The sequence below is a fragment of the Bacillus sp. DU-106 genome, assembly GCF_004799705.1.
Classification (GTDB): Bacteria; Bacillota; Bacilli; order Bacillales; family Bacillaceae_G; genus Bacillus_A; species Bacillus_A cereus.
Genome location: NZ_CP026607.1, coordinates 1,537,800 through 1,564,719, shown reverse-complemented (window position 1 = coordinate 1,564,719; position 26,920 = coordinate 1,537,800). Strand labels below are relative to the sequence as shown.

The window sequence follows — 26,920 nt, the reverse complement described above, 5'->3', positions numbered from 1 at the left end:
TACCACTCCTTGAAATATTAGGCTGCTCCTTTTACCTTTTTTACCTTTGTTTCGTATACGTATGTATCCAGTTTCAACTTTAATTTAGAAGGGATTTGTCCACGATACAATTCTGAAATAGCTTCTATTACAAACTTCTTCTCTGTATATAAATCTTCAATACCACGATATACTTTTTCCGCAAGAGGGATTGCAATCATATTCGCAAGTACAGACCCATATAATGTCGTTAACATCGCAACTGCCATCCCTGTACCAATTTGCGATGTATCTTGTAAGTTTTGGAGCATAATGATAAGACCAATTAAAGTCCCTATCATGCCCCAAGCTGGAGCAAAATCACCAATTTTATCTAATAATGCTGCTCCTTTTCTTAACTCATACACTTCCGTTTCAATATCTTTCAATAACACTTCTTTTAATTCATCTTCATCGTAACCGCTTAACATTAATCGAATTCCTTTTTGAATAAAAGGATTATCCACTTGCTCTCCATCTACCTCTAAAGAAAGCAAGCCGTTCTTTTTAGACTTTTTCGAAAAATCGACAAACAAATCCGTTAACTGTTCTAAATCTTCTTCTCTTCTATGTAAAACAGTAAAAATGCTTTTCGTATATTTTTTTATTTCTCCAAATCGATATGCCACAACAATTGTCGCTGTTGTTCCCCCTATGACAATTAAAATAGATGAAACATCTAAAAAGTTTTTGAAAGCTTTTATTCCACCGCCGCCAAGCATAATTGCCGCTATCACTATAATGAAACCTACTATAATGCCCACTGGGCTAGAAATATCAAACTTCCTTTTTCTTCTTTGTGGTCTAGCTAATACTTGATTTTTCTCTCCCATATTTCTGCCCTTTCCTTTCCATTTTTATATAACATTTTTTTATTTTAATAATACGTTTTCACATATAACATGTATTATACGCTTATCATCTGTTTATCGCAATATACTCATGAAATTGACACATTTCATTTCTATATTAGAATTATGGTATGAATAAATGAGGAGGATCACGATGGAACACAACATTTTACAAGTCATTGCATTAGCAGAAAAACTAAAATATGAAATGCGACATAGCTGGCTTTCCAACGGACGTCAAGAAAGTGTTGCCGAACATACATGGCGTATGTCTCTAATGGCCATTTTAGTTGAACCTTATTTGGATCAAAAAGTAAATATTGAGAAATTACTTAAAATGGTTATTATTCACGATCTAGTCGAAGCCGAAGCTGGTGATATCCCTGCATTTGATACAATGAATAGTCATGACTTACAGCTACAAAAACAAAAAAATGAACTAGAAGCTATTTTAAATATTAAACAAACATTAACAGGTTCTCTCGGTGAGGAATTATATGACTTATGGATGGAGTTTGAAGCGAAAGAAACGTACGAAGCAAAAGTTGCTAATGCACTCGATAAACTTGAGGTGAAAATCCAGCATAACGAAGCTGATATTGATACGTGGCTACCAATTGAACATAAAATGACATTCCAAGTAGCAAAGCATACAAACTTTGATTCTTTCCTATCTAAATTACAAAAAATCATTGAACAAGATGGAGAAAAGAAGTTAATTGCTGCCGGCATTGATGTTGAGGCATGCAAGCAATAATGAAATAAGACACTCAACAAGAGTGTCTTATTTCATTATTGTTGATATAGCCTGCTTATAAATAAGCTGTTGTTTTCCATCCACTAAGATTAAAACTGTAAATTTATCTACTCCAACAACTTCTCCTACTATTCTAACGCCACTCTTTAAGAAAATGGTAACTGTACTTTTTTCTTCTTTTATTTGTTTATACAATTCTTCCTGTAAATGTTCCAATTACTGTCCTCTCCTTTCCGTGAAACATCTTAATATAAAAAACTATAAATTTTTTATTTATGCACTTTGTCTTTTATGTTCATAAACTTATTAATAAGTATATCTAAATCACGACTAAATAACAAAACTTTATCATGATCCAATCCGTGTCTCGCAACAAGTTGAATTAACTCTTTCTTTTTGTTTTCTATTTTATTTTTTAATTGTCCCATCTCCATCTCTATACTAAAACTCCCTTTTCCCATAATATTACTTGTAAAATTATAGTACATATTCTCTCATAAAAAAATAAGAAAATGGTTTTTTTTACAATTTTTTATTTTTTATGCCTAAATTATGAATTACGTAAAGGTTTATTTACAAATCACTAACATGCAATCCTAATGAATCTACGGGCATTTGTCTAATTATAAATGAGACTGGCTCGTTTTCTATACAAAAAACATACTGTATATAGTAGTCCATGAACCATATAGATTAACTTACTAAAAAGGAGGAAAACATATGAGTTATGGTGGAAGTTGCGCTGGTTTCGGCGGTGGATTTGCTTTGCTTATCGTACTATTCATCCTTCTAATCATCATCGGATGTAGCTGTTGGGGTGGCGGCGGATACGGATATTAATATATCCTATCCTTGAAAAATGAACTAAAAACTATAGAAAAACAGCTCAAATATGAGCTGTTTTTTTTCATACTTTCGTATGAATTTATATCCCTCTTATTTGCGATTTCAACTAGCAACATATTGTTTACTATGGAATAAGAAACATTTTTACTAAGGGGGATTACAATGATTAGAGGTCTTTACGAAGCACATTTACCTGTTGGACTTCCCAGAGGGGAAAAAGTGTATTTAAGTGAGTGGAAAAAACAAATTCAAACATCGTCATTACATAAGGATTAATCTATTTATGTCAGTTTCTTATTCCACACTTCTTAAAACAAATAAAAACTTCAATAAACTATTTTATGGGCAAACATTAAGTGTACTTGGGGATTGGTTCCATACGGTAGCTTTATTAACATTTGTCTACAGCATAACGGAATCGCCGTTTATGATCGCACTTACTTTTATAAGTAAAAGTTTACCACAGCTTCTTCTTAGTCCATTCATAGGCGGAATTGTAGATCGTTTCTCTAAAAAGAATATTATGATTTTTACCGATATTACACGGGGAATTCTAGTCCTTACATACTTACTCGCAGGCTATAAAATTGAGATTATTTTCATTGCTAATATATGTTTATCTGTACTTTCTTGTGTATTTGAACCGGCTAAACAAGCAACCCTAAAAAATATCGTACACCAAAATCATTTCGTAACTGCTAACTCTCTTTCTAGTACAATTAATGGTTTTATGTCTATTATGGGGGCTTCTTTGGGCGGAGTAATTGCACAATCTTTACATATTGAGTTCGCTTTTTTAGTAAATAGCCTATCATACTTTATTTCAGCCTATTTTATTTATAACATGAGTATTCCTGCTCATGATACTTGTAACAAGAACAAAGCATTTTTCACTGATATAAAAGGTGGTTATACATACATATTACAAACAAAAATCATTTTAACATTAATTCTTGTCGGCATTTCATGGGGCATTATTGGAGGCGCTTATCAACTACTTCTAACGATCTATGCCGAAAAAATTTTCCATACGAACATTGGGATTTTATATACGGTTCAAGGGGCTGGGCTTATGATAGGAAGCCTTCTCGTTAATCTTTATATATCCCATAATAAAGAAAAAATGAAAAAAGTATTCGGTTGGGCCTACTTATTACAAGGAATTTTCTTTCTCGGATTCATTCTATCCGATCAACTTATTATCGGTATCATTACTTTATTCTGTATGCGTATAGCAGGAGGAATCATCGTTCCACTTGATACGACATTACTTCAAACTTACACACACGAAAATATGATAGGTAAAGTTTTTTCATTCCATTATTCTATTTACGGATCTCTTATTCAGTTATCGATGTTTTTTACAGGAGGGCTGTTAGAAATTCTTTCTCCTCAAATGATTGGCAGTTTATTAGCTACATGCTGTATTTTTGTAAGTTTTATATGGCTGTTCTTGTTTTATCGCGGGGATCTCAGTGAATAAATTAATGATAATCAATACATTTTGATCCCATTCATTATTTGTTTCCCCATAATAAAATTGTTTCAAAATGTAAGTCGGATTTTTTAGTTAAAGAGCCTTATATGGCAATACTATTTGAGAAAAAACTAGATATTTATGTTAAAATACAAATGAGTTTGTGAAATATTGCACTTAAATAATAGACTTTAACTAGTTAAACTTGATTAAATAGGAGGGCTGTTTTGGGTATAACATTCATTTTCGTATGTATTATATTAGTGGCTTCTATTCTGCAAGCAAGTACAGGTTTTGGCTTTTCCATAATGGCAACCCCTTTCTTACTTATGTTATTTCTACCACAAGAAGCTATACAAATAAACATTATTTTATCTTTAATTATTTCCATTTCACTCATTTGGAAAATAAGAATGGACGTTGATTTTGCTCTACTGAAAAGGTTTATTTTTGGAAGTATAGTTGGTGTTCCTTTTGGCATTTTAATTTTCATTTCCGTTAACATAAACACTTTTAAATTAGCAGTTAGCATCCTACTCTTACTATTAACATTATTGCTAATATGCAACGTTAAGGTTAGATCAACACAATCTAGAGATTTCATAGTTGGTGGATTATCTGGTCTTTTAACGACAAGTATCGGTATGCCCGGTCCACCCCTGTTACTTTATTTTACAGGAACTGATACTGAAAAAGAGAAGTTAAGAGCAACTACATTAGCTTTTTATTTGTTTATATATTTCATTAGCCTAGTAACTCAAATACTCTTTACTGGCACAAACAAAACCATTTGGGAATCAAGTTTTTATGCCATTCCAATTGTATTTTTAGGTTTGTTTATAGGTCAAATTATTTTTAAATGGCTTAATCAACGGATTTTTAAAATATTTACGTACATTCTTTTAAGTTGTACAGGGGGTTATCTTCTTATTGAAAGTTTGAACTTGTTATAGAAGATGCTTTAGATTGTGCCATAACAGATATGTTCAAACAAAATTATTGCTGTATTTTCCGGCAGGGTATTCCATATCAAAACTTAAATAACTTTATTGACAGTTTACAATTAGCAATAATCTTTCTTTCATAAGATAAACATTTCAAATCAAATACTAAATAAAACGATAAAAAGCGGCTATTATGCCGCTTTTACTTACTATTGGCATTTCATTCTCATTTTCTATCACTTTTGTAAAAAATTATTAATTTTTATTTCTATGTATATGATAAAAAACAAAATACCTAAGTTCAGAAAGAATAAACAACTTTCTGGCCTTAGGTATTTCTCCTTCCCAAAAAGACAAACCTACATCACAGGTTTGCCTCTTTACTCACTTCTTATTTAATCCTTTTTCACTTAAGAACTCTTTCATATGCATTCTTTTTTCTTTAGACATAAACGAACTCATTGATTCCGTCCATGTTACGTTTTTCTTGTTTGATGATCTTTCTTTATAATACGCGTTCATCGTTTCATCATATTCGTTTAGTAATTCATCATATTTTTGTTCATCATATCCATTTTCATGAAGAACTGCTGCTACCGGTAAACGTGGTTTCACTCCATGATCTTCATCTGGTACGCCGACTGTCATTCCGAATACAGGATATACTTTATCAGGTAAATGAAGCAGTTCACTCACTTCTCTCGGATTATTACGAATACCACCAATATAACAAATACCGTATCCTAACGATTCTGCTGCTAGTGCTAAGTTTTGCGCAAAAAGTGAAGCATCTACCGTCGCAACGATAAAGTCTTCTACTCCCTCATACTTTATCTCTGTACTATGTTTTTCACATGCAATTTCAAGTCGTTTTAAATCTGCACAACAAACAAAGAATGCTGCACAGTCTTTCACGTGACGATTTCCGGATAGCTCTGCTAGTTTAATCTTTAGGTCTTGATCTGTTACATATATAACAGAATAAGCCTGTACAAAATGTGATGAAGCTGCATGTTGCGCAGCGTGCACCATCTTTTCTACTACATCTTTCGGAATTGATTCTTCTTTATATTTACGAACTGAAACATGTTGCTCCATCTTATGTATGATCTCATTCATGAAAATCACTCCTTTTTTCTCTTCCTAATGAAAAATTAACATATCTTTTTCAATTTTCACAACTTATAAGCACAAAAAGAGCAATTCTTTTTGAACTGCTCTTTTTTAAAACGTTTATCGATACGGTAAATGAAATTATACTTATTATATTACGCCGTTTTCAAAACTTTAATACCTTTTACGATATTCCAAATGAAGTAGTAAATTCCTACAAGAATGAACACTGCATATGTGATAGCCATTCCAATTCCAGCACCGTCAGATTGATTGAAACCTAAACCGTACATACCTGATACTGCTAGTCCTCCAAATAAGATTGCGTATGGGAAAACATGTGACCAAAATGCTTTTTTCGCGTGATACTTCACTTCATCTTCTGCAACAAAGTACACGATAATTGGTAGTAAAAATGGTGCAAAAAAGATACTAAAGTAACATAACGAAGATAAAATATTATTTCCTTTCATCCGATTCACCTCTAAATAGTTTTTGTTACCTTCATTATGTCAGGAAATCATTCTAGAAACTATCGCTTTACCTTTCACGAACGTGACATATTTGTAAGATTTTCCTCAAACTAAATCCCGCCTGAAGTTTCAGCCGGGATCACTTTCACTATATTCGATTCATAAACCAGTACTGTGTGATTGCTAAATATTCTCGTACATTCGATGGAATGATGATTGGTTTCGGTGTTTTTGCCGGAAGACCTTCTAATTGTAAACCTTGTTTTGCCGCTATTTTTTTCGCTCTAAACATGTGAAAATCGTTTGTTACGATCATTCCTTTTTTCATATTGTCCGGAATTAAAGGTTTTGAGAATTTAATATTTTCATCAGTACTCGTTGACTTATCTTCCATTATAATGCGGTCTTCTGCAATTTTTAATTTCATTAATTCATTTTTCATTGCTAATGCTTCTGAAATATCTTCCCCTTTTCCTTTCCCTCCAGATACAATAGCGATTGCTTTATCATGTGATTTCAAATACTCAGCTGCTTTATCAATACGATATTGCAATGAGTACGATGGTTTCGTTCCGTTTACTTTCGAGCCCAATACAATTATATAATCAGCTTCATAGGTCGCATTCATTTGCCCATGCTTATAAATGTTATATTGTAAAAATCCCACATAAACGGCGCAAACCATTATAATTCCTATCATATACTTAATTATTTTTTTCTTTTTCATATCCATATACTCCTATGTTCTTTGCTTCTTTCATGATAATATCCATTTATTTGTTTGTATACAGACAAATTCCAATTCAACCTAATTTATCCTCTAGAAAGTAATATTTATATTTCTTTCGGGAACAGTAAGTACAACTTTGCACGAAGGAGTGTCTCTATTGCTTCTCTTTTTATGTAACGTATCGTTCTTTTTTATTTTATTTTTACTATCACTTAAGATGCTCGGTAAATCAGCTTTAGCACAACTAACTCCTCATGATTTTGGTGCTATTATCTTTTTATCTTATTTAGCTTTTCAGGCCATACCAGTCTCTGGTGCTTTGCAAGCTTTTCTCGGTATGCTTGTAATTACATGTTTACATTTAATCCTTACAAAATTAAGCCTATTCAACAAACTAAATCGTTTTATTCTCGGGCACCCTATTATTTTAATTAAACATGGTGACATTATTTTTGAGAATTTACAAAAAAGTAGATATCCAATTGCTGAATTACTTTCTAACCTTCGCGTTGCAGGATATCCAAGTGTTCATGAAATTGAATACGCTATTTTAGAAGCGAACGGCGCTATTAGTATTTTACCAAAAAGAGAACTTGTACCATTAACTCCAAAAGATTTAAACATAGAAGTTAAGTATGCTGGATTACCAATTGCACTTATCGTCGATTCACAAATTCAATATGATAACTTAAAGTTAATACATAAAGATGAAAAATGGTTATATAAAGAATTAAAGAAAAAAGGAATTACAAATATTAAAAACGTTGCCTTTGCTTCTGTTCAAGAAACGGATGGATCTTTTGCGATTAGTTTAAAGGAATAAAAAAATCCCCTTAATTGCTTAAGGGGATTTTCTTCATCATATCGCTTCTTTCTCTCCTGCCATATTTAATGGAACAGGATGTTTCATACGATTCATCGTAAATACGATAATCGCTGTCATTACTTCTGCAACTGGCATAACGAGCCAAATTCCGTTTATCCCAAATAATTTCGGCATAATCCATAACAATGGAATAATAAATAGTAATCCTCGGCTCATTATAATAAGTACTGATTTCTTCGTTTGTCGCACTGATTGGAAATACTCTCCATACACAATGTTATAACCTAAAAATACGTATTGGATAAAGAATAAGCTAATACCTGTTAAGGTTAACTCCAATAATTCTGGAGATTGAACATCAAATAAACCAATGATATATTTCCCGAAGAATAATCCGACAATTATCGCAATGCCTCCGAGGACAACTGCAATTTTCACAGCAAACTTCAATCCTTCACGAAGTCTCTCTGATAAATTTGCCCCATAATGGAAACTAGCAATTGGCTGTAATGCTGCTCCAACACCAAAGAATAATAGTAATGTCATTGCATGAATACTATTCACCATCGCATAGGAAGCTACTCCTACTTCTCCTGCATATTGGACGAATGCGATATTAAAACCAATCGTTACGATTGCAACCGTACTTTCTGCTGTAAAACTTGGGAAACCAATCACCATAATTTGTTTGACAGTATCCCATTCAAAATGGAATTTCGTCCACTTTAAAATACTACTTTTTCTAAAGAAATGAGTTAATAATACAAGGAAACCAATCGCTGCCGAAAGAATAGTCGCTGAAGCAGCACCTGTTACGCCCCATCCAAAGATAAAAATAAAGATATAGTCAAACACTATATTTAATACAGCTGTTACAACAAGACCAGCCATTGCTAAATTAGGATTTCCATCATTCCGTATGAATGTACTTAAAATATTTTCTAAAACGTATATCATTCCAAATGTTAATAATACGTGTAAATAGTCTAACGCATATGGTAGAATCACTTCATTTGCACCAAATAAGTATGCTAAATCTTCTATTCTCCATAAGCAAATCGCTGCTAAAATCCCTACGATAACAACTGCTACCGTCATGGATTGAGTAAAAATAGACCTTGCTCTTTCTCGTTTATTTTCGCCTAATGCAATGGAGTATAACGTTGCCCCGCCCATTCCGATCCATAATGAAATAGAGAAGAAAATCGAAAATGCTGGAATAGCCACGTTCACTCCTGCTAAACCGTTCGCCCCAACTCCTCTACTAATCATGACCGCGTCAATTACAATATTCACTGACATTAATACCATTCCAAGAACGGCTGGTATTAAATAAGAAATAAATAAGCTTTTTATCGGTTTTTCTCTTAATTTTTCTGTTGCTTCCATACTCTAATATGCTCCTTTTTTTCAACTCTCTTTTCTTAGTTTAAACCTTCAAGTAACTTGAAGGTCAAGAGAGAATTAAAAAAACAGGTAACTGACTTATACTAATGAATGTAAATTTGTAATCAATTCAAAAGTTTTCATCTTATTTTTTCACTACAGGAATTTGAATTTCTGTTACTTGCTCCTCTGGATTTTCTGTTACAGACCAATCAATCAATCCAATCTCAATCGAATCTCCATGTACTTCGTAACCTTCTTTATCAATGTATGTAAGTAACTCTTTGTACGTTGCATCTGTTTCTTCATACGGTCCATGATGATAAGAGCAAGCATATAAACCTTCTTTAATTTCATCTGAAGTATGCACTTCATACGGCATATAATCCAAAAGAATAAATACACTGCTATATGCTTGAAACTCATTTTGCATTAATCCTTTTTTCGCAACAGTTACACCAATATCTCCAGAAAATAAACTATCATCCATTTGCCTCATATTTTTTTGTAACGAATGAATGTAGTACTCAAACATATCATCCGTCGTATTTGGAGCAACCGCAATTGCTGTAATTTTTCGCTGCGGAATCTCTTTAATTACCATTTGTTCAGCTTTTGCTTTTGTTGCTTTCTTAATTAAATGAATTCTATGCTCCATTTTCGCCAAAGCATACTCAATTTCTCTTTGTTTCTTCAGCATCATCTCTTGTTGTTTTTCCAGTAAATTGAGTGCGTATGCTGGATTTCTTTCATCAATATATTTCTTAATTTCCTTTAACGGAATATTTAACTGGCGTAAAAATTTAATCGTATCTAACAGTGAAAATTGATCGATTGTATAATAACGATAATTCGTTTGAGGATCCACAATGGACGGATGAAAAATTCCTTTTTCATCATAATACCTTAATGTAGATTCTGCGATATTATGCATTTTCGCCATTTCTCCAATTGTAAAACGTTTATTTAATAACATCTTTTATTTCCTTCCATTTCTATTTATTTCATTATATGTTCATTTTCTCTTCAAAACAAAAAAGAATTCCCATACGAGAATTCTTTTTTACTATTAAACCTCTATTATTATAGGAAGAATCATCGGCTTTCGTTTTGTATTTGTATATATATACTTCCCTAACGCTTCTCTTACCTCCCTTTTCAAAATCCCCCAGCTATTCACATTCTCTTTCTTTAAATTATTAATCGTAATAACAGCTAATTTATTTAATTCTCTTAGAAATTCTTCTGAATCACGGACATAGACAAATCCACGAGAAATAATATCTGGACCTGAAATTATTTCTCCATCCACTTTATTAAAAGTAATAACTATAACGAGCATTCCATCTTCTGAAAGTTGTTTACGATCACGTAATAATGCATTTCCAACATCTCCAATTCCTAATCCATCTACATATATATTTCCTGCCTGTATTCTTCTAGATTGAATTGCCACTTCATTACTTATATCTACAACATCTCCATTACGTACAATAAAGATATTTTCCTTTTCAATACCAATTGATTCTGCTAACAAACTATGGTGATGTAGCATTCTAAACTCTCCATGAATTGGAATAAAATATTTTGGCTTCATTAATGTAAGCATTAACTTCAACTCTTCTTGATATGCATGACCGGATACATGCACTCCAGTAGAACTACCTGATCCGTAAATCACCTTTGCTCCTAATGCAAATAAATTATCGATAATTCGAGAAACGTTACGTTCATTTCCTGGGATAGGGGTCGCGGCTATAATAACCGTATCTTCTGGTAAAATATCCACTTGTCTATAGTTTCCACTAGCTAAACGCGCTAAAGCTGCCATTGGTTCTCCTTGACTTCCTGTACAAAGTATTGCAACCTGCTTTGGATCTAAACGATTTACCTCATTTGCTTCAATCAACATACCTTCTGGAATATGTAAATAACCTTTCTCTAGAGCAACCTCTACTACATTTACCATACTTCTCCCTAGCAAAGCTAGTTTTCGATTTGTTTTTATACATGCTTCAACTATTTGCTGAACACGATTCACATTAGAAGCAAACGTAGAAATAACTACTTTTCTATTTGCTTTCATAAATATTTCCTCTATCCGTTCTCCTACTGACCTTTCTGATGGAGTAAAACCTGGGCGTTCTGCATTTGTGCTTTCAGATAATAAAGCTAGTACACCTTCACTTCCTATTTTAGCCATTTTATGAATATCAGGATGTTGATTATTTACTGGTGTTAAATCAAATTTAAAATCACCTGTATGTACTACAGTACCTTCTGGTGTATGAAAAACAATACCGAGACAATCCGGAATACTGTGGTTCGTTTTAAAAAAAGTTGCCTTAATAGAACCACAATCAATTTCTGATTCTGAATGAATAACGATTAATTCCGTATCATTTTGAAGATTGTGTTCCTTTAATTTAATTTCAATTAAACCTAACGTTAACTTTGTTGCATAGATTGGTACATTTAGTTGTTTTAAAAAATATGGTATTCCGCCAATATGGTCCTCATGCCCGTGCGTTACTATTAAACCGCGAATTTTTTCTTTATTTTCTTGCAAATATGTGACGTCTGGAATTATTAAATCAATCCCTAATAAACTTTCATCTGGAAATTTAGATCCACAATCAATGACGACAATATCATTTTCATATTGGATAGCATACATATTTTTTCCTATTTCATTTACTCCACCTAAAGCAACAATAGACAAGTTATTTTTTAATGCCTTCAAATTATAAATCCTCCCTTTCACAGTTATAGTTCGTGAAATAGTATGTAGAATTTATTATTTGTAATGGAAAAGGACTTCATACTATTTTATACATATAAAATTCACACACTACTCTTACACCTATATCCCAATAAGGCAGCTTCTTCCTCAAAAAGCTCCCATTTTTTCATTGATTTTTTATAAAATCTATTATATATTAATTACAGGTTCAAATTACGAGTTCAAAAGAACTTGTAATAAGACCCTTTTGTTTAATGGGTTTTACATATTTTCATTAGGCAAATTCCGAGAAATCGTATGATAAAATTAAAAATGACGAGGAGAGGATCAGATGGAATTCGAATTTTTCTTTCAAATTGCACTTATTTTATTAAGTACAAAGCTTGCTGGTGATCTTAGTGTTAGATTAGGTCAACCTTCTGTACTAGGTAAATTAATTGTCGGTATCGTTATCGGTCCAGCTGTATTAGGTTGGATTGAAAATTCAGAGCTTCTAACTCAATTAAGTAATGTCGGGGTTATTCTTTTAATGTTTATGGCTGGACTTGAAACAGACTTAGAAGAATTAAACGCAAATCGTAATTCTTCTTTAGCAGTTGCACTCGGAGGTATCATTCTTCCATTCGTAGGTGGTTACGTTTCCGGTCTTGTGATGGGAATGGAACAAGGAAACGCTGTATTCTTAGGATTACTTCTATGTGCGACAAGTGTTAGTATTTCCGTACAAACACTTCGTGATTTAGGTAAAATGAAAACACGTGAAAGTACGACGATGCTTGGAGCCGCTGTATTTGATGACATTCTTGTTGTTATTTTATTAGCATTTGCAATGAGCTTCTTAGGTACTGATGATGTTAACTTAACAATGGTTATCTTGAAGAAAGTAGTATTCTTCGCTTCTATTATTTTAATCGGATGGAAAGGTGTTCCTGCGATTATGCGCTGGTTATCACCACTGCGCGTATCTGAGTCTATCGTAAGCGCGGCTCTTATCATCTGTTTCTCATTCGCATATTTTGGCGAATTATTAGGAATTGCTGGTATTATCGGTGCTTTCGCTGCTGGTATTGCAATTTCTCAAACAAACTACAAACATGAAGTAGAAAAGAAAGTAGAACCAATTGCTTACGCTATGTTCGTTCCCGTATTCTTCGTTAGTATCGGTATGAATATTACATTTGACGGTATCGGCAATCAAATTTGGTTCATCTTAGCATTAACTGTTATCGCTGTATTAACGAAATTAATCGGCTGTGGATTCGGTGCACGAATGACTGGATTTGACGCTAAGTCTTCTGCAATTATCGGTGCTGGAATGGTTTCTCGTGGTGAAGTTGCACTTATCATTGCAGGAACAGGACTTTCTTCAGGTCTATTGGCACAAGATTACTTTACAGCAATCGTTATTGTCGTTATTTTAACTACAATGATTACACCACCAATGTTAAAATACAATTTTGGTGCAAAAGATAAAGCAATGAAAGCAAGTAAATAAATTTACTATAATAAAAGGAGATTGCTATTTTATAAGATAGCAATCTCCTTTTTGTTTTATCTTTAAACAATCCCGTTCTTTTTTAACCATTTTTCAAAAATAATTCGTGCTTCATCATCATCAATATCATTCCCAAATGAATACACCATAATGCCATAATCATCTATATATTTACCTAGCTTCATTCCCTCCACTTTCTTATAAAAATCGTCTGCCTCATAGTGCGGAATATAAGCATCCCAAACTGGTTCATTTATTCTTTTGTACGCCGTCACTTCTAAATCATATCCGTCTTCATAATATCCGATGTGATAATGTTTGTTAGGATCATATTTCTCCATTAAAAGTCCCCTCCTACTAAACAAGAGCGAGCCTTATATTACAGCTCGCTCCTCTCTCTATTTATTAAATACGCTCCATCGCTGTCTTCAACGTTCCAACAACGAAAGCAATCTCTTCACTTGAAATAACAAGAGGCGGCGCTAATGTTAAAACGTTATTATATCCTGCTGTTGTCATACCGTTTCGTCCTATAATTAAGCCCTTTTCTTTACAAGCATTTACAACACTTGCAATTTTGTCGTTATCAATTGGCTCTTTCGTCTCTTTATCATTTACTAATTCAATTCCAACTAATAGACCTTTTCCTCTAATATTCCCAACAAGCGGATGTTCCCCAATTTCATCTTTTAGTTGCTCTAATAAAAGGGAACCCATTTGCGCAGATCGCTCGATTAAATTTTCATTTTCCATAATCTCTAAGTTTTTAAGTGCTAATGCACAAGCTGCTGGATTTCCACCAAATGTATTAATATGGCGGAAGAATTCATATTCTCCTTTACCTTTAAAAGCCTCATATATTTCTTTTTTCACAGCTGTTGCAGATAATGGTAAATATGCGCTCGTAATGCCCTTTGCCATTGTAATAATATCTGGCTTCACATCATAATTCATAAACCCAAATGCTTTTCCTGTACGACCGAAACCGCAAATTACTTCATCACTAATAAGCAAGGCACCGTGTTTTTGACACGTCTCATGAACAGCTTTCATATAGTCTTGTGGTGGCATTAATATGCCCCCGCCTGTAATAATTGGTTCCATAATAAAAGCGGCAATTGTTTCACTTAATTCCCACGTCATAACACGATCGACTTCTTTCACACATTCTACATCATAAATATGCTGCCCTTCAATTTCAGGCATACGGTAACAATCCGGTGGTGTTACGTGTAAAAAACCTGAAGCAAACGGCTCATACTGATATCTACGCTGCGCTTGTCCCGTCGCTGCCATTGTCGCCATTGTATTCCCGTGATACCCACGGTAACGTGACATAAATTTATAACGATGTGGTTCACCTTTTTGAGCATAGTATTGCCTTGCTATTTTAAAAGCTGTTTCGTTCGCTTCTGAACCACTATTTGAGAAGAAAATAACATACTCTCCCCCAAGCCACTCATTTAACTTTTCAGCAAGCTTTATAGCTGGCTCATGGGATTGTGACATTGGAAAGTATGATAATGTTTGTAATTGCTTATAAGCCGCTTCTGCGAGCTCTTTTCTTCCATATCCACTATTGACACACCAAAGGCCACTCATACCATCTAAATATCTTTTTCCTTGTATATCTTCAACCCAGCACCCTTCAGCTTTTGCCCCTACCATTGTACTATTTGGACTAAAGGGACGCATTCCGTGCCAAACATATTGCTCATCTTTTGCTAATAATTCATCAGTTTGCTTCGTTTTCATCATTACTTCCACCTTCCATAACAACTTATTTTTCACAAAAGCTGCGCTGGTGCCATGATGACTTAAATTTCTCCCTGCTATTTTCATTCCACAAAATTAAGACAAATCCTACTTACAAATCAGTAATATTTACAAGAAAATGACAAAAGAAAAAAGAGCTTTTCTTATCTATCGAAAAGCTCCTCTTTTATTTAATGTGAAGACGCATCGCTAATGCCATGACCAGTATTAGATTTCACTAGAATTTCATCAAATTTCGCTTCATCTTCTTTCTTACTAGATAAAACCGTTCCTAAATATGCTGCAAGAAATCCGAGTGGAATTGAAATAATTCCTGGTGTCGTATATGGGAATAACGCTTCCCCAACAAAAATAGCTTTTCCAGCTACAGGGTTCCAAACATTCGGACTCAACGCTACGAGAACAATTGCTGATACGAGACCTACAATCATACCCGAAATAGCACCCGTTGTATTAAAACGCTTCCAATATATTGTAAATAAAATTACTGGTAGATTTGCACTCGCTGCAACTGCAAATGCTAATGATACTAAAAATGCTACGTTTAATGTTTGGGCAAATAATGCAAGTATGATAGATAGTATCGCTACTCCAATAGATGCATAACGAGCCATGGATACTTGCTCTTTTTCCGTTGATTTTCCTTTACGAATGATTTCATTATAAAAATCATGAGCGAATGCTGATGCTGCTGTTAATACAAGACCTGCCACTACAGCCAAAATCGTTGCAAAAGCAATTGCTGATACGAAAGCAAATAAGAAGTCTCCACCTAACGCTTTGGCTAATAAAGGTGCCGCCATATTACCAGCTGGGTTTGCTTTAATAATCGCTTCATTTCCTACAAACGCTGCCGCACCAAATCCTAAGAAAATCGTCATAATATAAAATGCACCAATTAACCACGTCGCATATACGACAGATTGACGTGCAGTTTTTGCATCACGTACTGTAAAAAAGCGGACAAGTATATGTGGTAATCCAGCTGTACCAAGTACTAGTCCTAAATTTAAAGAAAGTGTATCAAGACCATCCTTATACTTTACACCTGGATTTAAAAATGAATCTTTTAAAGGTGTAGCTGTTTTCATTTGAGCGAACATTTCAGTCACGCTGAAGTTGAATTTTGCGAAAACGATAACAGAAATAATAAACGTACCAGCCATAAGTAATACAGCCTTTACGATTTGTACCCAGCTCGTTGCTGTCATACCTCCAAAAATAACATACACCGTCATAAGTGTTCCAACGATTAATACAGATGTCGTATATTCAATCCCTAATAATAATTTAATAAGTGCACCCGCGCCAACTAATTGTGCAATCATATAAAAGATAGAAATCGTCATCGTATTAAGAGCTGCAACTCCGCGAACTTTTTTCGCATCAAAGCGTGCTGCAATCATATCCGCCAAAGTGTACTTTCCTAAATTTCTAAGCGGTTCTGCAACAAGATATAGTACAACTAGATAAGCAACTAAAAAACCGATACTATAAAAGAATCCATCAAACCCAGTTAATGCGATTGCTCCAGCTATACCGAGAAATGAAGCAGCAGACATGTAATCTCCAGCAATGGCCAGACCATTTTGCCAACCAGTTAATCCCCCTCCAGCCGTATAAAATTCACTCGCACTTTTCGTTTTTTTCGATGCAAAATAGGTTATGACGAGCGTACCAAGAACAATAATTAAAAATAGTGCAAATGCAGTAGTATTCAAGTTCAGCCCCTCCCTTTTTGCATATCTTGCAGAATTTTTCGGGAGATTTCATCAAATGATTCTGCTTTTTTGCTATAAATCATACATAGTGCCCATGTCATGATAAATTGGGAAAAAGCAAATACCCACGCCCATGTAACGTCTCCAAATGCAGGTGTATTAAGCACCTTTGAATACGATGTTAGAATAGGTAATGCGATAAAAAAACTAAAAAAGAAAATACTCATTGGAATGATAAACTTCTTTTTCGTATTTAATAACAATTGAAATTCTTCCGACTGAACGACCTCTGTATAATTCACCTCATTTTGCAACTTACGTGCTGACGTATCGTCTCGTTTCATTAACCGATCCCCTCTCTTACTTGAAATACACTTCCCCCTTGCATACCTAAAGACTAAATTTTATAAATATTCAGAAACTTACATTCATTTTAGACAATCCATGCATTCATGCAAAGATTTTTTGATAGACATTTTTCGGCAATTTCCCCTAAATTTTTAATATACTTTTTCAAAATAAAGTGACACTTTACTTATTTATCCTCATTAAGACAAAAGCAGTGCTTAACGCACTACTTTTGTCTTTTTTTCCTTTTCTAAATTACGAGCCGTTTCGCTTAGCTCAACATCTTTTCCGTCTTTCAGTGTTCCAAATATAAAATCGAATACTGGATTTGAAACACCAAACCAAAACTTTTCATTTTTATAATGGTGTAATATATGTTGTTTTTTTAGCCATCTTCCAAACTTAGTGACGGGACGAATCGGTCTATGAGCAATATAATGTTTCCATTCGTAAACGAGCAGCATAATAATCATTCCGATTCCAAATGAAAGTGTAATAGTAACACTTTTTGTAATACCATATGCTATAAGTAAATATATAGTAAAACTAGGTATACTAAACCATACAGGTAAAAACAAAAGTTTTAAATCATCTGGATATACGTGGTGATCATAATGCAATCTTCTTAACATTTTTAATAGAAATGTGTTTTTAGGTGGCTTTATATGGAATAAAAAACGATGTGTCATATATTCATTAAGTGTATAGAAAACAATCCCAAACATACATGCTAACATGCCAAACCACGTAAAAAATTGCATTTTTAAAATAATAATGAAAACAAATAGAATGCTATACATAATAACGATATCATGTTGTAAAAAGAACTCTTTCCCCACTTTCTTCATCTTGTTTCCCCCTTTTCCCAAAAAACAGCCGCAACATATCGTTACGACTATTTCTTTTCTATTCTTATTCTATTCACTTTACAAATTTGCCTGCTGTTCTATTGTCGAGAAAAAATTGTTTGGTCCAAATATATTTTGCTTCGGAATAATATGTTCCACTGCAAACACTGTTACTTCTCCTCTTTGCACTTCTCCAATAATGAGCCCAAATATTTCATGATTTACTGCAAACGTCGGTTGCTTTGTTTGTAACAATCTTGCAGCATTATGAAATACCGCTTCATATAGTGGATTTCTATCAGTAATTTCTTTTCGGATTTTTGGCGCTAACGTAATTATAATTTCTTTTCCGTCAATAGTGGTTCGATACATAAAAATCTCCCCTTCAATCTTATGTGAACAACTGTAAAGCTTTGTATGCAAAATGTATAGAGTAACCTACTAAAATAATACCTGCTCCGGCTGTTATGTAGCCAAGCGCTTTTGGTTTTAATAAAGTTCTTCCAAAATGTACAGAAAAAGCAATATTTAAATTCCATAAAATAATACCAACAATAATGCAAAGACTGTACAAAAAAGCTTCTTGTTTCGTTACCTTCGTAAGTAATGAGCTAAGTGTACTTCCGTATATACCAAACCAAAAAACAAGATTTAATGGATTGGATATCGCAATTAAAAATCCTGCCATAAACGATTGCTTAAGGCCACCTACCTCTTCTTTTTTATATTCCATATTCGAGTCGAAAATTCCTTGTTTTACACTTTGAAATCCTAAATAAAATAACAAGAAAAAACCCGTGCAATACATGAAGGCTTGTACATATGTATACATAAACACAGAAGATAAACCGAAATAAATGAGAAGCATAAATAAAACATCTGCAGTCATTCCACCAATTCCAACAACCCAAGCGTGCCAAAACCCACGTTCAATTCCTCGTTTTAACATTTCAATATTAATCGGCCCTACTGGCGCAGCTAATGATATACCTAATATGATTTGCTGTATAATTGCTCCAAACATCGCTCTATCCTTTCTACTCTCTTTACTACTAGTTAATGATGTAATTTGAAAAAATAGACTAGCTTTCATAATAAAATACCCTTTTTTATCCAAAATATACAAAAGAGCCATCTAGGTGATGGCTCTTACTTTTCTATCCTATGAAGAAAAGGACATTTCCCTTTTATTGGCTCTACATCGTCTCCTATGAAATATTGTTTCCATTCACGATGCTCTGGGTCACCATAATGACTAATGTTAGGATGTTTCGGCAATTGATCCCACTTTTCAACTCGCTCACGAACCATTTGTCTTGAATATGCTCCTTTAGGACGATCTCCCTCTAATCCATCAAAAATAGTGCGTGGCTGAAACCCAATAACGAGAGAATTCCCTAAATGTCTAGTTTTTCGTTGTTTATAAGCTGGCGCATTTCCAAATGCGAATATTGGCTCACCACCAAATGAAAATTCCCATAAATAATGGTCTGGATCTTCAGGAATTTGCTTTGGCCATGCTTGATTATCGTTTTCATGTAAATACTGTAACACTTTCCAAAAGGAATCACGGTAATATTCGAGTGGCTGTTCTTCACATTCCGGTTCTACAAAAAGGAAAAAGCCCCTTCTTACAATCGGCCTCTCTTTCATTAACTCTAAAAAAGATAACATTGTATGTGGTAAATGACTCCAATCATTATGAGAAAGAAATGAATAACGAAGTTCATTCTTTTTCAAAGCTGTTAAACCGAAATAACATGGAAAAGTTGGTTCTAACACAACATTTGAAAAAATCTCAAATTCTTTTGCAACCCAATCCGGTATGTCGGTTCTCGTTCTCATTCCTTCATTATCTAATAAGTAAGACTTATTCATTCTTTCACCTCATTATGTATAGCATTCAATTAAGAATATTATATACTCAGCCTGTCCTATACCTATTTAAAAATTTGACTGAAAAATTATTTAAAAATACAAAAAAATAAAATCGCTTACTTGACTAAATTCTCCCAATTCGTGTATATTTAAATTAATCATTTAGCAGAATATTCAAGAATATAGCATTTTTAGTTTATATTATTTTTTTAAAATGAATTTCACTAAATGAAAATAGTAAACGCTTTTAGGAGGAATTGTAACATGCAAGGAAAAGTAAAATGGTTTAACAACGAAAAAGGTTTTGGATTTATCGAAATGGAAGGCGCTGACGATGTATTCGTACATTTCTCTGCTATTCAAGGCGACGGCTACAAAGCTTTAGAAGAAGGTCAAGAAGTATCTTTCGACATTACTGAAGGTAACCGCGGACCTCAAGCTGCTAACGTAGTAAAACTTTAATCCAACATATAACAGGAGGTTACCTTACTTGGTAACCTCCTTTGTTATTCCTTTGTATATTTCCGTTTTACAGAGCAAAAACTATGTGAAATGCGCACTATACAAAGGAGGAATTATTAATGGGATCAGAAGTAAATGATTTTGAAGAAGTGAAATTCCGTGTAGAAACAGCACAAAAAATGGTAGGATCAGCAACAATTTCAATGGATCCAGATACATTAGAACATGCTACTACTGCTGTAGAAGCAGCTCGCTCTCAGCTTGAAATTATGAAATCTGTTGCAACTGATTTAGATGAGCCATTTTTAATGAATGAGGAAAAAAAATTAAATAAATGTGAGCATCAACTAAACGAAGCAAGACACTAAAAAACATCCAGAGAATTTTCTCTGGATGTTTTTTCATGACAACTGTTCCCCATACTTTTTCAATGTTTCTCCCACTGTACATTGCCTTATACAAAATGAATGAGCGTAATACTTACTATTTGTCTTTCGATTATGTTCTCGCAAAAAACATCCTTCACAATACGTTTCTAATAAGTCATTTACCTCTGTAATGAGTTGCTTTTTATCCACCTTTGCACCTCTCTATTCGGTTATTTCTTTATGACTATCAATACTTGTTCCTTCTAATGCTTGCGTAGCTAATTGATGTGCTTCTTTATTTTGTTTTCTAGATATCGGCTCACATATAAGTTTTAATTTCATTTGCTTCGCCTTTTGCTCAATTTGGTCTAAATAATGATTTAAATGTTCATCATAACAAGGCCATTCTCCGGCTAATTGCTGCAGTACCACTTGTGAGTCTCCGCGAAGTGTAACTGCTTCATACTTAATCCCTAGTTCCTCGAGTATATTCATACCGTATAATAATGATGCATATTCCGCTTCATTATTATCATATATACCTTCTATATATGCATTGCGGCGAATGCGGTAGTTTGTATTTCCTTTTTTATAATACACACATATACCAACGCCAGCTTCTTTCGTTTGCACATCATACCCCCCATCAAAATAAACGAGTATTTCTTGGGGCTCTTCCTCTACTTGCTTACTTAACTTTTTCATCTCTTTTAATGACCATTCTGCGTCCATTTCATCGTAAAATAAAAGTTCCTTAGCTCTTCCTGTTTTCTCAAAATCCTCTGCAAATTGAAGTACTTCTTCTATGTTCATATACTCTGTTGTTAATTCCGTCTGCAATCCACGCTTCGTTTTATACAACCAATGAATTTTATATTTCATACTACATTCCCCTTATGTAAGACTTCTTATATATATCCGGCTAATTGAAGCCTCACTTTATTTTATTATATTTTATCTAGAGTCACAGCATTATATTCAATATGATTACATACAAAAAGAGCTATCCCTATAGGAATAGCTCTTTCATCTATTACATAAATCTTTCAAATTGTACTCGCTTATTAATCCAGTACATTACAGGCATACCGATCGCCATGACAACAAATTCACCAATTGCACAAGTTAACCAAGACAACATAAATGGTAAACCCAATGCAAGATGAAGTTCAATTGCAATCATAAACATTGTAATTGTAAAAATAACTGTATTAAAAATCATACGAGCCCAAACACCTTTAATAAATCGCATAGAAATAATCGTTGCAACTAACGCAAGAATAGATTGCCCTACTCCAAATACTAAATCGTAAGCGATCATAGGTGAGAAAAAGAGATTCGTTAAAAATACACCTAATACAATTCCGTAAATTGCTTTCTTGTTAAATACAACGAGATGATTAAACATCTCTGAAATACGAAATTGTACATTCGTAAAGCCAAATGGCTGAATAAGCATAGAAACAGCAATATATAATGCCGCTAAAATACCATTACCGACTAAAGTTCTAATATTCATGACAAAATCTCCTTAGTTTTTTTACGTGGGATGGTTTCGAACCACGTTATTCGTTTTTTAAGCACCAAGATTATATTTTACGTGGTAGCCCCTCTTTCGTCAATAGATTCCTATCATAAACTACCTTTTTCCTTTTAGACAACGTATAATGAAACATATGAAAGATTTAGGAGGTTTCACTTCATGACAGCAACAATTCAAAATGAAAAAGTGATCGTTTCCATTTCTGACAAAGGTGCAGAATTACAGAGCGTTCGCTTAAAAGAAGACAACACAGAATATTTATGGCAAGGTGATTCTACTTATTGGGGACGCCGTGCACCAATTTTGTTCCCAATTGTCGGCCGATTAGTAGATAATACATACTACGTAGACGGTAAACCATATTCATTAACACAACACGGTTTCGCTCGTGATCTTACTTTCTCTGTGAAAGAACAAAGCGAAACAAAAATCACTTATATCGTTACTAGTAATGAAGAAACATTAAAAAAATACCCATACGAATTCGAATTACTCGTTTCTTATGAGCTAAATGGACAAAGCGTTCATATAACATATGAAGTAAACAATCCTACTTCAAAAGAGATGTTCTTCTCAATCGGAGCACATCCTGGATTCAACTTCCCTTTATTGGACGGTGAATCATTTACAGATTATCACTTATCGTTTAATGGTTCGGAACGCTTAGAAACAAGCGTATTAGAAGGACCTTATCTTTCAAACAAAAAGCAATTAATCGCTGAAAATACGACTGAATTGCCACTTACATATGATTTATTCAAAAATGATGCACTTATTTTTGAACATATGAATACGAATGAAATTTCGATTCGTTCTCATAAACATAATAAATTTGTAAAAGTAGAATTTGATGGATTCCCATTTGTTGGCGTATGGACACCAGGGGATAACGCACCTTTCTTATGTATTGAACCTTGGTATGGCATCGCTGATGAAGTAAATCCAGCAAAAGATTTCAAGAACAAAAAGGGAATTCAATCTTTACAAGCGAATGAAACATTTACATGTCGTTACAGCATCACAATCGGATAACTACTCTATCCCCTACTTCAAAAAAATATTTAAGTAGGGGATCATCTTATAATTTGGAGGTTTCTCATTTTGATTGAAGTATATATTGATGGTGCATCAAAAGGAAATCCTGGTCCTTCTGGTGCAGGAGTGTTTATTAAAGGCGTTCAGCCACCTGTACAATTATCAGTACCACTTGGAACAATGTCCAATCATGAAGCAGAATACCGCGCTTTACTTTTAGCATTAAAATATTGCATCGAGCATAATTATAGCACTGTCTCTTTTCGTACAGATTCGCAGCTTGTTGAGCGGGCTGTTGAAAAGGAATACGCAAAAAATAAAATATTTGCACCTCTTTTAGATGAAGCACTGCAGTACATAAAAAACTTCGATCTCTTTTTTATTAAGTGGATTCCAAGTAGTCAAAATAAAGTAGCTGATGAATTAGCTAGAAAAGCTATCTTACAAAATTAACGGGGGTATGAGTGTGAAAAAAGAGTGGATTGCTCCTCTTGCTTTATTATTTGTCTCTTTTATTTGGGGAGCTACGTTTGTTGTCGTTCAAAACGCTATGTCTTTCGTTGGTCCATTTACGTTTAATGGTATTCGCTTTTTATTCGCTGGAATTATTTTATTATTCGTTCAAATTATTTTCTCACAGAAAACTTCAAAACAAGAATTAAAACATAGTAGTTTAGCTGGATTAATGGTTGGGTTCTTCTTATTTGTCGGCTATTTATTACAAACATTTGGCTTACTTTATACAACTTCTTCAAAAGCAGGTTTCTTAACTGGGCTAAGCATTGTTATGGTCCCAATCTTATCATTTATCTTTTTAAAACAAAAAGCCACCATTTTCATCGTACTTGGTATTGCTGTAGCTACAACAGGTTTGTACTTATTAACAGCTGCTGATTCTTTCCAATTAAATATAGGAGATATACTTGTTCTTGGTTGTGCAGTCGCTTTCGCTGCCCATATTCTTATTAACGGCTTCTTTTCTAAAAAAATATCACCTTTATTATTAAGCACATCTCAAGTATTAGCTGTTGGTATATTTTCTTCTATTTGCGCTTTCTTGTTTGAAGATTGGGAAAAGTTATTTTCAGTATCACTATGGACGAATCAATCCTTTTTATTCGCACTCTTTCTAACTGCCCTGTTTGCAACATCTATTGCTTTTTTCATTCAAACATCGGCACAAAAACACACTTCTCCAACGAGAGTAGCAATTATTTTCGCAATGGAGCCCGTTTTTGCTGCATTAACAAGCGTTCTCGTTGCAAATGAACAACTTTCTATTTCTGCTATTATCGGATGTCTATGTATTTTTCTAGGCATGATTTTTGTTGAATTACCTTCCAAAACAAAAAAAGAAGCGCAGGCTGCGTGAAGTTACGCTTGTAACTTCCGCATAAAAGCCTTAGCGCTTTTTTTATCTGTAATTTCTTCCTCTTTCAATCGTTCTAATAACGCAACGAAATAACTACCATCAAACTGCAATTGATGTTTAATTGTGGCTTCTATTGCTGCGTTCACAATCCCATCAGACGCACCAGTATATCCTTGTCCAAACATAATAAACCCTTGTGCTTCCTCTGATAATTTAAATCCTTTCGTATGTAAGAATGAAAGATAATCTTCTACTGTTTGCATGTTATTCCCACCTACTCAAAAATTCTCCATCTCCTATCATACATGTTTTTACACGCTATGAGAATGAAATTTCTTTGACAACTTTGTAAATCAATCTTCTACTTCTCTTACAATGGAGGATTTTCTAACAATCTGAAGGAATATGTACAGTGGAACTTATTTCATATTAAAGGGGAGACACGATGAAACAAGCACTATTAATTATTGACGCTCAGCAAGAATTAATTGATGGAAATGAGCAAGAAAATGAAGTTTTTCGTAAAACCGAGCTATTATCTACACTAAATATAGCCCTGCAGAAAGCAATAGATTCAAATGCTCTTATTGTTTTCGTAAGAGATATCGATGTTGCTTCTGGTAGTGGCGAAGGATTTGAAGTACATAATCAAATTCAAGTACCCCAGTCTGCAATCTTTATTAATAAAGCAGCAACCAATTCATTCTACGGCACTTCTTTACTTGAACTTTTAAAAGAAGAAAACATTAATCATATTGTTATAGGCGGATGTAAAACAGAACATTGCATTGACACTGCCGTTAGGACAGCAACTGTACAAGGATTTGACGTTACATTAATTAAAAACGGGCATTCAACAACTGATTCTAACGTATTGTCTGCAGAGCAAATTATTGGTCATCACAATAAAACTTTACACGGTCATTATAACGTTGATCATTTTTCTATGGTGAGAGATATCGAGGAAGACCTCTTTCAGCCGACTCATGATCAATATCGTGATTAGCGAAAAAGAATCCTTCATTCAGAAGGATTCTTTTTCACCCAAAAATTTGTGCTGCAATGCTATATAACTCATTATTCCTTTTTAATAATTGACCGCTATTTTTCATCATAATTGGTGGTGTATTCACCTTTTTAAAACCAGCAATCTCTAATACTTTCATGAAATCTTTCTTTCCTTCTAGTACATCAATTCTTAATTTACCATTATGCCCTTTTGCTAAATCATGTACAATTCTCATTGCCATCTCATCATTTTTAGCAACAACCGGCCCTATTATCTTATTTTCTGGTGTTTGTATGCTTAAACCGTAACCTAATACATTTTGTTCCTTGTCCTTTACAACGATACACTGTTCACTTTGCATAATTCTTTTCTTTAAAAACTCTTTTCTATTTGTTCCAAACGCATATTCATCTATTTTTATTATTTTTTCTAAATCACCCTCTTCATAATTCATCACATAATCTTCATTTCTTACACAATAATGTTTCGCATTGTATGAGTTACATATGTATTTAGAAACATAACTTACTGCCCTAAATCCTAACTTTTCATATAAAGGTTTCCCTTCATCCGTAGCAATAAGCATAATTGGAGTATGAGCTGATACGCTTTTAACGCACGCTTCCGTTATTATCTTTCCAATCCCTCTCCCCTTATAATCTGGATGTACAATCACCATTCCGATAGATGCTAATTTCTCCCCATATAATATTATTGCTGCGCTAGCAATTAGTTCCTCTTTCTCATTCCAAACACCGTATACAATCCCTGCGTTAAAAATAGTCTCAATTTCTTCTCTGTTATAATCCCAACCAATATAAGAAGATAGCGCTACAATGTCGCTTATTTGTTCTTTCCGAAGACGCTCCACTCTAAATTCCAATTCAATCATACTCCATCC

Annotated in this window: 34 protein-coding genes and 1 riboswitch; of the genes, 12 read left to right on the top strand and 22 right to left on the bottom strand. The window is 33.8% G+C overall.

The window, feature by feature from the left end; translation table 11 throughout:
- Window positions 1–17 precede the first annotated feature (17 nt).
- Window positions 18–851 carry a flagellar motor protein MotP gene (locus C3Y97_RS08105; protein WP_000504192.1) on the bottom strand — a complete coding sequence of 278 codons (834 nt, stop codon included), beginning with the start codon at window positions 849–851 and terminating at the stop codon, window positions 18–20.
- A 172-nt stretch (window positions 852–1,023) separates the two neighbouring features.
- Between C3Y97_RS08105 and C3Y97_RS08100 the strand changes: the two genes are divergently transcribed.
- Entirely contained in the window at window positions 1,024–1,626 is a 603-nt protein-coding gene (locus tag C3Y97_RS08100) for an HD domain-containing protein (RefSeq protein ID WP_000400752.1), read from the top strand.
- Window positions 1,627–1,653: 27 nt separating this feature from the next.
- On the opposite strand, the gene hfq is transcribed toward C3Y97_RS08100, so the two are convergent.
- Complete coding sequence (gene hfq / locus C3Y97_RS08095; RefSeq protein ID WP_136363256.1) at window positions 1,654–1,842, bottom strand: RNA chaperone Hfq; 189 nt, start codon at window positions 1,840–1,842, stop codon at window positions 1,654–1,656.
- A gap of 53 nt (window positions 1,843–1,895) precedes the next feature.
- Window positions 1,896–2,114 carry an aspartyl-phosphate phosphatase Spo0E family protein gene (locus tag C3Y97_RS08090; protein ID WP_000291688.1) on the bottom strand — a complete coding sequence of 73 codons (219 nt, stop codon included), beginning with the start codon at window positions 2,112–2,114 and terminating at the stop codon, window positions 1,896–1,898.
- Between the two features lie 232 nt (window positions 2,115–2,346).
- Between C3Y97_RS08090 and C3Y97_RS08085 the strand changes: the two genes are divergently transcribed.
- The 3 genes from C3Y97_RS08085 (at window position 2,347) to C3Y97_RS08075 (ending at window position 4,902) form a co-directional block, all read left to right on the top strand.
- Entirely contained in the window at window positions 2,347–2,466 is a 120-nt protein-coding gene (locus tag C3Y97_RS08085; protein WP_000120179.1) for a YjcZ family sporulation protein, read from the top strand.
- 289 nt (window positions 2,467–2,755) lie between these two features.
- Complete coding sequence (locus tag C3Y97_RS08080; RefSeq protein WP_000117066.1) at window positions 2,756–3,955, top strand: MFS transporter; 1,200 nt, start codon at window positions 2,756–2,758, stop codon at window positions 3,953–3,955.
- Window positions 3,956–4,176: 221 nt separating this feature from the next.
- The gene (locus tag C3Y97_RS08075) at window positions 4,177–4,902 is read left to right on the top strand and encodes a sulfite exporter TauE/SafE family protein (RefSeq protein ID WP_000513090.1); all 726 of its coding nucleotides are present in this window, start codon (window positions 4,177–4,179) and stop codon (window positions 4,900–4,902) included.
- Between the two features lie 375 nt (window positions 4,903–5,277).
- On the opposite strand, the gene nfsA is transcribed toward C3Y97_RS08075, so the two are convergent.
- The 3 genes from nfsA to C3Y97_RS08060 all read right to left on the bottom strand — a co-directional run bounded on the left by nfsA (window position 5,278) and on the right by C3Y97_RS08060 (window position 7,206).
- Entirely contained in the window at window positions 5,278–6,012 is a 735-nt protein-coding gene (gene nfsA, locus C3Y97_RS08070; RefSeq protein WP_001002387.1) for an oxygen-insensitive NADPH nitroreductase, read from the bottom strand.
- 149 nt (window positions 6,013–6,161) lie between these two features.
- Window positions 6,162–6,479 carry a magnetosome magnetite crystal formation protein family gene (locus C3Y97_RS08065; protein ID WP_000678055.1) on the bottom strand — a complete coding sequence of 106 codons (318 nt, stop codon included), beginning with the start codon at window positions 6,477–6,479 and terminating at the stop codon, window positions 6,162–6,164.
- 148 nt (window positions 6,480–6,627) lie between these two features.
- A complete protein-coding gene (locus C3Y97_RS08060; protein WP_000727393.1) occupies window positions 6,628–7,206 on the bottom strand; it encodes a YdcF family protein in 579 nt (192 codons plus the stop codon).
- A 160-nt stretch (window positions 7,207–7,366) separates the two neighbouring features.
- On the opposite strand from C3Y97_RS08060, the gene C3Y97_RS08055 reads away from it, so the two are divergent.
- On the top strand, window positions 7,367–8,032 hold the full coding sequence (locus tag C3Y97_RS08055) for a DUF421 domain-containing protein (RefSeq protein ID WP_136363254.1): 666 nt from the start codon (window positions 7,367–7,369) through the stop codon (window positions 8,030–8,032).
- Between the two features lie 36 nt (window positions 8,033–8,068).
- Here C3Y97_RS08055 and C3Y97_RS08050 read toward each other — a convergent pair whose 3' ends face one another.
- The 3 genes from C3Y97_RS08050 to C3Y97_RS08040 all read right to left on the bottom strand — a co-directional run bounded on the left by C3Y97_RS08050 (window position 8,069) and on the right by C3Y97_RS08040 (window position 12,164).
- A complete protein-coding gene (locus C3Y97_RS08050) occupies window positions 8,069–9,424 on the bottom strand; it encodes an MATE family efflux transporter (protein ID WP_000388389.1) in 1,356 nt (451 codons plus the stop codon).
- A 142-nt stretch (window positions 9,425–9,566) separates the two neighbouring features.
- The gene (locus tag C3Y97_RS08045; RefSeq protein WP_000925935.1) at window positions 9,567–10,397 is read right to left on the bottom strand and encodes a MerR family transcriptional regulator; all 831 of its coding nucleotides are present in this window, start codon (window positions 10,395–10,397) and stop codon (window positions 9,567–9,569) included.
- 93 nt (window positions 10,398–10,490) lie between these two features.
- Window positions 10,491–12,164: a ribonuclease J gene (locus C3Y97_RS08040; RefSeq protein ID WP_000645621.1), complete on the bottom strand. Its 1,674-nt coding sequence runs from the start codon at window positions 12,162–12,164 to the stop codon at window positions 10,491–10,493.
- 331 nt (window positions 12,165–12,495) lie between these two features.
- Between C3Y97_RS08040 and C3Y97_RS08035 the strand changes: the two genes are divergently transcribed.
- Window positions 12,496–13,659: a cation:proton antiporter gene (locus C3Y97_RS08035; RefSeq protein ID WP_136363252.1), complete on the top strand. Its 1,164-nt coding sequence runs from the start codon at window positions 12,496–12,498 to the stop codon at window positions 13,657–13,659.
- A gap of 62 nt (window positions 13,660–13,721) precedes the next feature.
- Here the strand turns inward: C3Y97_RS08035 and C3Y97_RS08030 are convergent, their stop codons facing one another.
- The 8 genes from C3Y97_RS08030 to C3Y97_RS07995 form a co-directional block, all read right to left on the bottom strand.
- Entirely contained in the window at window positions 13,722–14,000 is a 279-nt protein-coding gene (locus tag C3Y97_RS08030; protein ID WP_000417068.1) for a DUF3986 family protein, read from the bottom strand.
- Between the two features lie 64 nt (window positions 14,001–14,064).
- Complete coding sequence (locus C3Y97_RS08025; RefSeq protein WP_000850962.1) at window positions 14,065–15,414, bottom strand: aspartate aminotransferase family protein; 1,350 nt, start codon at window positions 15,412–15,414, stop codon at window positions 14,065–14,067.
- 191 nt (window positions 15,415–15,605) lie between these two features.
- The gene (locus C3Y97_RS08020; RefSeq protein WP_127063896.1) at window positions 15,606–17,156 is read right to left on the bottom strand and encodes a solute symporter family protein; all 1,551 of its coding nucleotides are present in this window, start codon (window positions 17,154–17,156) and stop codon (window positions 15,606–15,608) included.
- A gap of 2 nt (window positions 17,157–17,158) precedes the next feature.
- Window positions 17,159–17,500 carry a DUF485 domain-containing protein gene (locus C3Y97_RS08015; protein ID WP_000817366.1) on the bottom strand — a complete coding sequence of 114 codons (342 nt, stop codon included), beginning with the start codon at window positions 17,498–17,500 and terminating at the stop codon, window positions 17,159–17,161.
- 222 nt (window positions 17,501–17,722) lie between these two features.
- Complete coding sequence (locus C3Y97_RS08010; protein ID WP_000755401.1) at window positions 17,723–18,352, bottom strand: sterol desaturase family protein; 630 nt, start codon at window positions 18,350–18,352, stop codon at window positions 17,723–17,725.
- Window positions 18,353–18,430: 78 nt separating this feature from the next.
- Entirely contained in the window at window positions 18,431–18,724 is a 294-nt protein-coding gene (locus C3Y97_RS08005; RefSeq protein WP_000286361.1) for a hypothetical protein, read from the bottom strand.
- Window positions 18,725–18,743: 19 nt separating this feature from the next.
- Window positions 18,744–19,487 (bottom strand): LysE family transporter, encoded by a 744-nt coding sequence (locus C3Y97_RS08000; RefSeq protein ID WP_127063895.1) that lies wholly within the window; start codon window positions 19,485–19,487, stop codon window positions 18,744–18,746.
- 14 nt (window positions 19,488–19,501) lie between these two features.
- Window positions 19,502–20,230 (bottom strand): YqcI/YcgG family protein, encoded by a 729-nt coding sequence (locus tag C3Y97_RS07995; protein WP_001043767.1) that lies wholly within the window; start codon window positions 20,228–20,230, stop codon window positions 19,502–19,504.
- Between the two features lie 264 nt (window positions 20,231–20,494).
- Here C3Y97_RS07995 and cspB point away from each other — a divergent pair, with 264 nt between their 5' ends.
- Together cspB and C3Y97_RS07985 are read left to right on the top strand one after the other, a co-directional pair.
- Entirely contained in the window at window positions 20,495–20,692 is a 198-nt protein-coding gene (gene cspB, locus C3Y97_RS07990) for a cold shock-like protein CspB (protein WP_001161731.1), read from the top strand.
- A 119-nt stretch (window positions 20,693–20,811) separates the two neighbouring features.
- A complete protein-coding gene (locus tag C3Y97_RS07985; protein WP_000534392.1) occupies window positions 20,812–21,060 on the top strand; it encodes a DUF2564 family protein in 249 nt (82 codons plus the stop codon).
- A 33-nt stretch (window positions 21,061–21,093) separates the two neighbouring features.
- Here C3Y97_RS07985 and C3Y97_RS07980 read toward each other — a convergent pair whose 3' ends face one another.
- The 3 genes from C3Y97_RS07980 to C3Y97_RS07970 all read right to left on the bottom strand — a co-directional run bounded on the left by C3Y97_RS07980 (window position 21,094) and on the right by C3Y97_RS07970 (window position 22,579).
- On the bottom strand, window positions 21,094–21,270 hold the full coding sequence (locus C3Y97_RS07980; RefSeq protein ID WP_000358801.1) for a zinc-finger domain-containing protein: 177 nt from the start codon (window positions 21,268–21,270) through the stop codon (window positions 21,094–21,096).
- A 12-nt stretch (window positions 21,271–21,282) separates the two neighbouring features.
- Entirely contained in the window at window positions 21,283–21,942 is a 660-nt protein-coding gene (locus tag C3Y97_RS07975; RefSeq protein ID WP_000875547.1) for a ribonuclease H family protein, read from the bottom strand.
- Between the two features lie 151 nt (window positions 21,943–22,093).
- Window positions 22,094–22,579, bottom strand: coding sequence for a QueT transporter family protein (locus C3Y97_RS07970; protein WP_001026474.1), 486 nt, complete (start codon window positions 22,577–22,579; stop codon window positions 22,094–22,096).
- 6 nt (window positions 22,580–22,585) lie between these two features.
- Window positions 22,586–22,630: riboswitch (PreQ1 riboswitch) on the bottom strand.
- Between the two features lie 132 nt (window positions 22,631–22,762).
- On the opposite strand from C3Y97_RS07970, the gene C3Y97_RS07965 reads away from it, so the two are divergent.
- From C3Y97_RS07965 to C3Y97_RS07955, 3 genes are all read left to right on the top strand, one after another.
- Entirely contained in the window at window positions 22,763–23,635 is an 873-nt protein-coding gene (locus C3Y97_RS07965; RefSeq protein ID WP_000127417.1) for an aldose 1-epimerase family protein, read from the top strand.
- A 69-nt stretch (window positions 23,636–23,704) separates the two neighbouring features.
- Window positions 23,705–24,091, top strand: coding sequence for a reverse transcriptase-like protein (locus tag C3Y97_RS07960; protein ID WP_000573880.1), 387 nt, complete (start codon window positions 23,705–23,707; stop codon window positions 24,089–24,091).
- Between the two features lie 13 nt (window positions 24,092–24,104).
- Window positions 24,105–25,010 (top strand): DMT family transporter, encoded by a 906-nt coding sequence (locus C3Y97_RS07955; RefSeq protein ID WP_000712610.1) that lies wholly within the window; start codon window positions 24,105–24,107, stop codon window positions 25,008–25,010.
- Between the two features lie 2 nt (window positions 25,011–25,012).
- Here the strand turns inward: C3Y97_RS07955 and C3Y97_RS07950 are convergent, their stop codons facing one another.
- On the bottom strand, window positions 25,013–25,273 hold the full coding sequence (locus C3Y97_RS07950; RefSeq protein ID WP_001195212.1) for a DUF6123 family protein: 261 nt from the start codon (window positions 25,271–25,273) through the stop codon (window positions 25,013–25,015).
- 182 nt (window positions 25,274–25,455) lie between these two features.
- On the opposite strand from C3Y97_RS07950, the gene C3Y97_RS07945 reads away from it, so the two are divergent.
- Window positions 25,456–26,016, top strand: a complete 561-nt coding sequence (locus tag C3Y97_RS07945) for a cysteine hydrolase family protein (protein ID WP_000806320.1) — start codon at window positions 25,456–25,458, stop codon at window positions 26,014–26,016.
- Between the two features lie 34 nt (window positions 26,017–26,050).
- Here the strand turns inward: C3Y97_RS07945 and C3Y97_RS07940 are convergent, their stop codons facing one another.
- Window positions 26,051–26,911: a GNAT family N-acetyltransferase gene (locus tag C3Y97_RS07940; protein ID WP_136363250.1), complete on the bottom strand. Its 861-nt coding sequence runs from the start codon at window positions 26,909–26,911 to the stop codon at window positions 26,051–26,053.
- Window positions 26,912–26,920 lie beyond the last annotated feature (9 nt).

Bases quoted from the DNA above. Each gene is read 5' to 3' on its own strand.
- C3Y97_RS08105 (WP_000504192.1), bottom strand. From the start codon at position 851: ATGGGAGAGAAAAATCAAGTATTAGCTAGACCACAAAGAAGAAAAAGG.
- C3Y97_RS08100 (WP_000400752.1), top strand. From the start codon at position 1,024: ATGGAACACAACATTTTACAAGTCATTGCATTAGCAGAAAAACTAAAA.
- C3Y97_RS08090 (WP_000291688.1), bottom strand. From the start codon at position 2,114: ATGTACTATAATTTTACAAGTAATATTATGGGAAAAGGGAGTTTTAGT.
- C3Y97_RS08085 (WP_000120179.1), top strand. From the start codon at position 2,347: ATGAGTTATGGTGGAAGTTGCGCTGGTTTCGGCGGTGGATTTGCTTTG.
- C3Y97_RS08080 (WP_000117066.1), top strand. From the start codon at position 2,756: ATGTCAGTTTCTTATTCCACACTTCTTAAAACAAATAAAAACTTCAAT.
- nfsA (WP_001002387.1), bottom strand. From the start codon at position 6,012: ATGAATGAGATCATACATAAGATGGAGCAACATGTTTCAGTTCGTAAA.
- C3Y97_RS08065 (WP_000678055.1), bottom strand. From the start codon at position 6,479: ATGAAAGGAAATAATATTTTATCTTCGTTATGTTACTTTAGTATCTTT.
- C3Y97_RS08060 (WP_000727393.1), bottom strand. From the start codon at position 7,206: ATGAAAAAGAAAAAAATAATTAAGTATATGATAGGAATTATAATGGTT.
- C3Y97_RS08050 (WP_000388389.1), bottom strand. From the start codon at position 9,424: ATGGAAGCAACAGAAAAATTAAGAGAAAAACCGATAAAAAGCTTATTT.
- C3Y97_RS08045 (WP_000925935.1), bottom strand. From the start codon at position 10,397: ATGTTATTAAATAAACGTTTTACAATTGGAGAAATGGCGAAAATGCAT.
- C3Y97_RS08035 (WP_136363252.1), top strand. From the start codon at position 12,496: ATGGAATTCGAATTTTTCTTTCAAATTGCACTTATTTTATTAAGTACA.
- C3Y97_RS08030 (WP_000417068.1), bottom strand. From the start codon at position 14,000: ATGGAGAAATATGATCCTAACAAACATTATCACATCGGATATTATGAA.
- C3Y97_RS08025 (WP_000850962.1), bottom strand. From the start codon at position 15,414: ATGAAAACGAAGCAAACTGATGAATTATTAGCAAAAGATGAGCAATAT.
- C3Y97_RS08015 (WP_000817366.1), bottom strand. From the start codon at position 17,500: ATGAAACGAGACGATACGTCAGCACGTAAGTTGCAAAATGAGGTGAAT.
- C3Y97_RS08010 (WP_000755401.1), bottom strand. From the start codon at position 18,352: ATGAAGAAAGTGGGGAAAGAGTTCTTTTTACAACATGATATCGTTATT.
- C3Y97_RS08005 (WP_000286361.1), bottom strand. From the start codon at position 18,724: ATGTATCGAACCACTATTGACGGAAAAGAAATTATAATTACGTTAGCG.
- C3Y97_RS08000 (WP_127063895.1), bottom strand. From the start codon at position 19,487: ATGGCTCTTTTGTATATTTTGGATAAAAAAGGGTATTTTATTATGAAA.
- C3Y97_RS07995 (WP_001043767.1), bottom strand. From the start codon at position 20,230: ATGAATAAGTCTTACTTATTAGATAATGAAGGAATGAGAACGAGAACC.
- cspB (WP_001161731.1), top strand. From the start codon at position 20,495: ATGCAAGGAAAAGTAAAATGGTTTAACAACGAAAAAGGTTTTGGATTT.
- C3Y97_RS07985 (WP_000534392.1), top strand. From the start codon at position 20,812: ATGGGATCAGAAGTAAATGATTTTGAAGAAGTGAAATTCCGTGTAGAA.
- C3Y97_RS07975 (WP_000875547.1), bottom strand. From the start codon at position 21,942: ATGAAATATAAAATTCATTGGTTGTATAAAACGAAGCGTGGATTGCAG.
- C3Y97_RS07970 (WP_001026474.1), bottom strand. From the start codon at position 22,579: ATGAATATTAGAACTTTAGTCGGTAATGGTATTTTAGCGGCATTATAT.
- C3Y97_RS07965 (WP_000127417.1), top strand. From the start codon at position 22,763: ATGACAGCAACAATTCAAAATGAAAAAGTGATCGTTTCCATTTCTGAC.
- C3Y97_RS07950 (WP_001195212.1), bottom strand. From the start codon at position 25,273: ATGCAAACAGTAGAAGATTATCTTTCATTCTTACATACGAAAGGATTT.
- C3Y97_RS07945 (WP_000806320.1), top strand. From the start codon at position 25,456: ATGAAACAAGCACTATTAATTATTGACGCTCAGCAAGAATTAATTGAT.
- C3Y97_RS07940 (WP_136363250.1), bottom strand. From the start codon at position 26,911: ATGATTGAATTGGAATTTAGAGTGGAGCGTCTTCGGAAAGAACAAATA.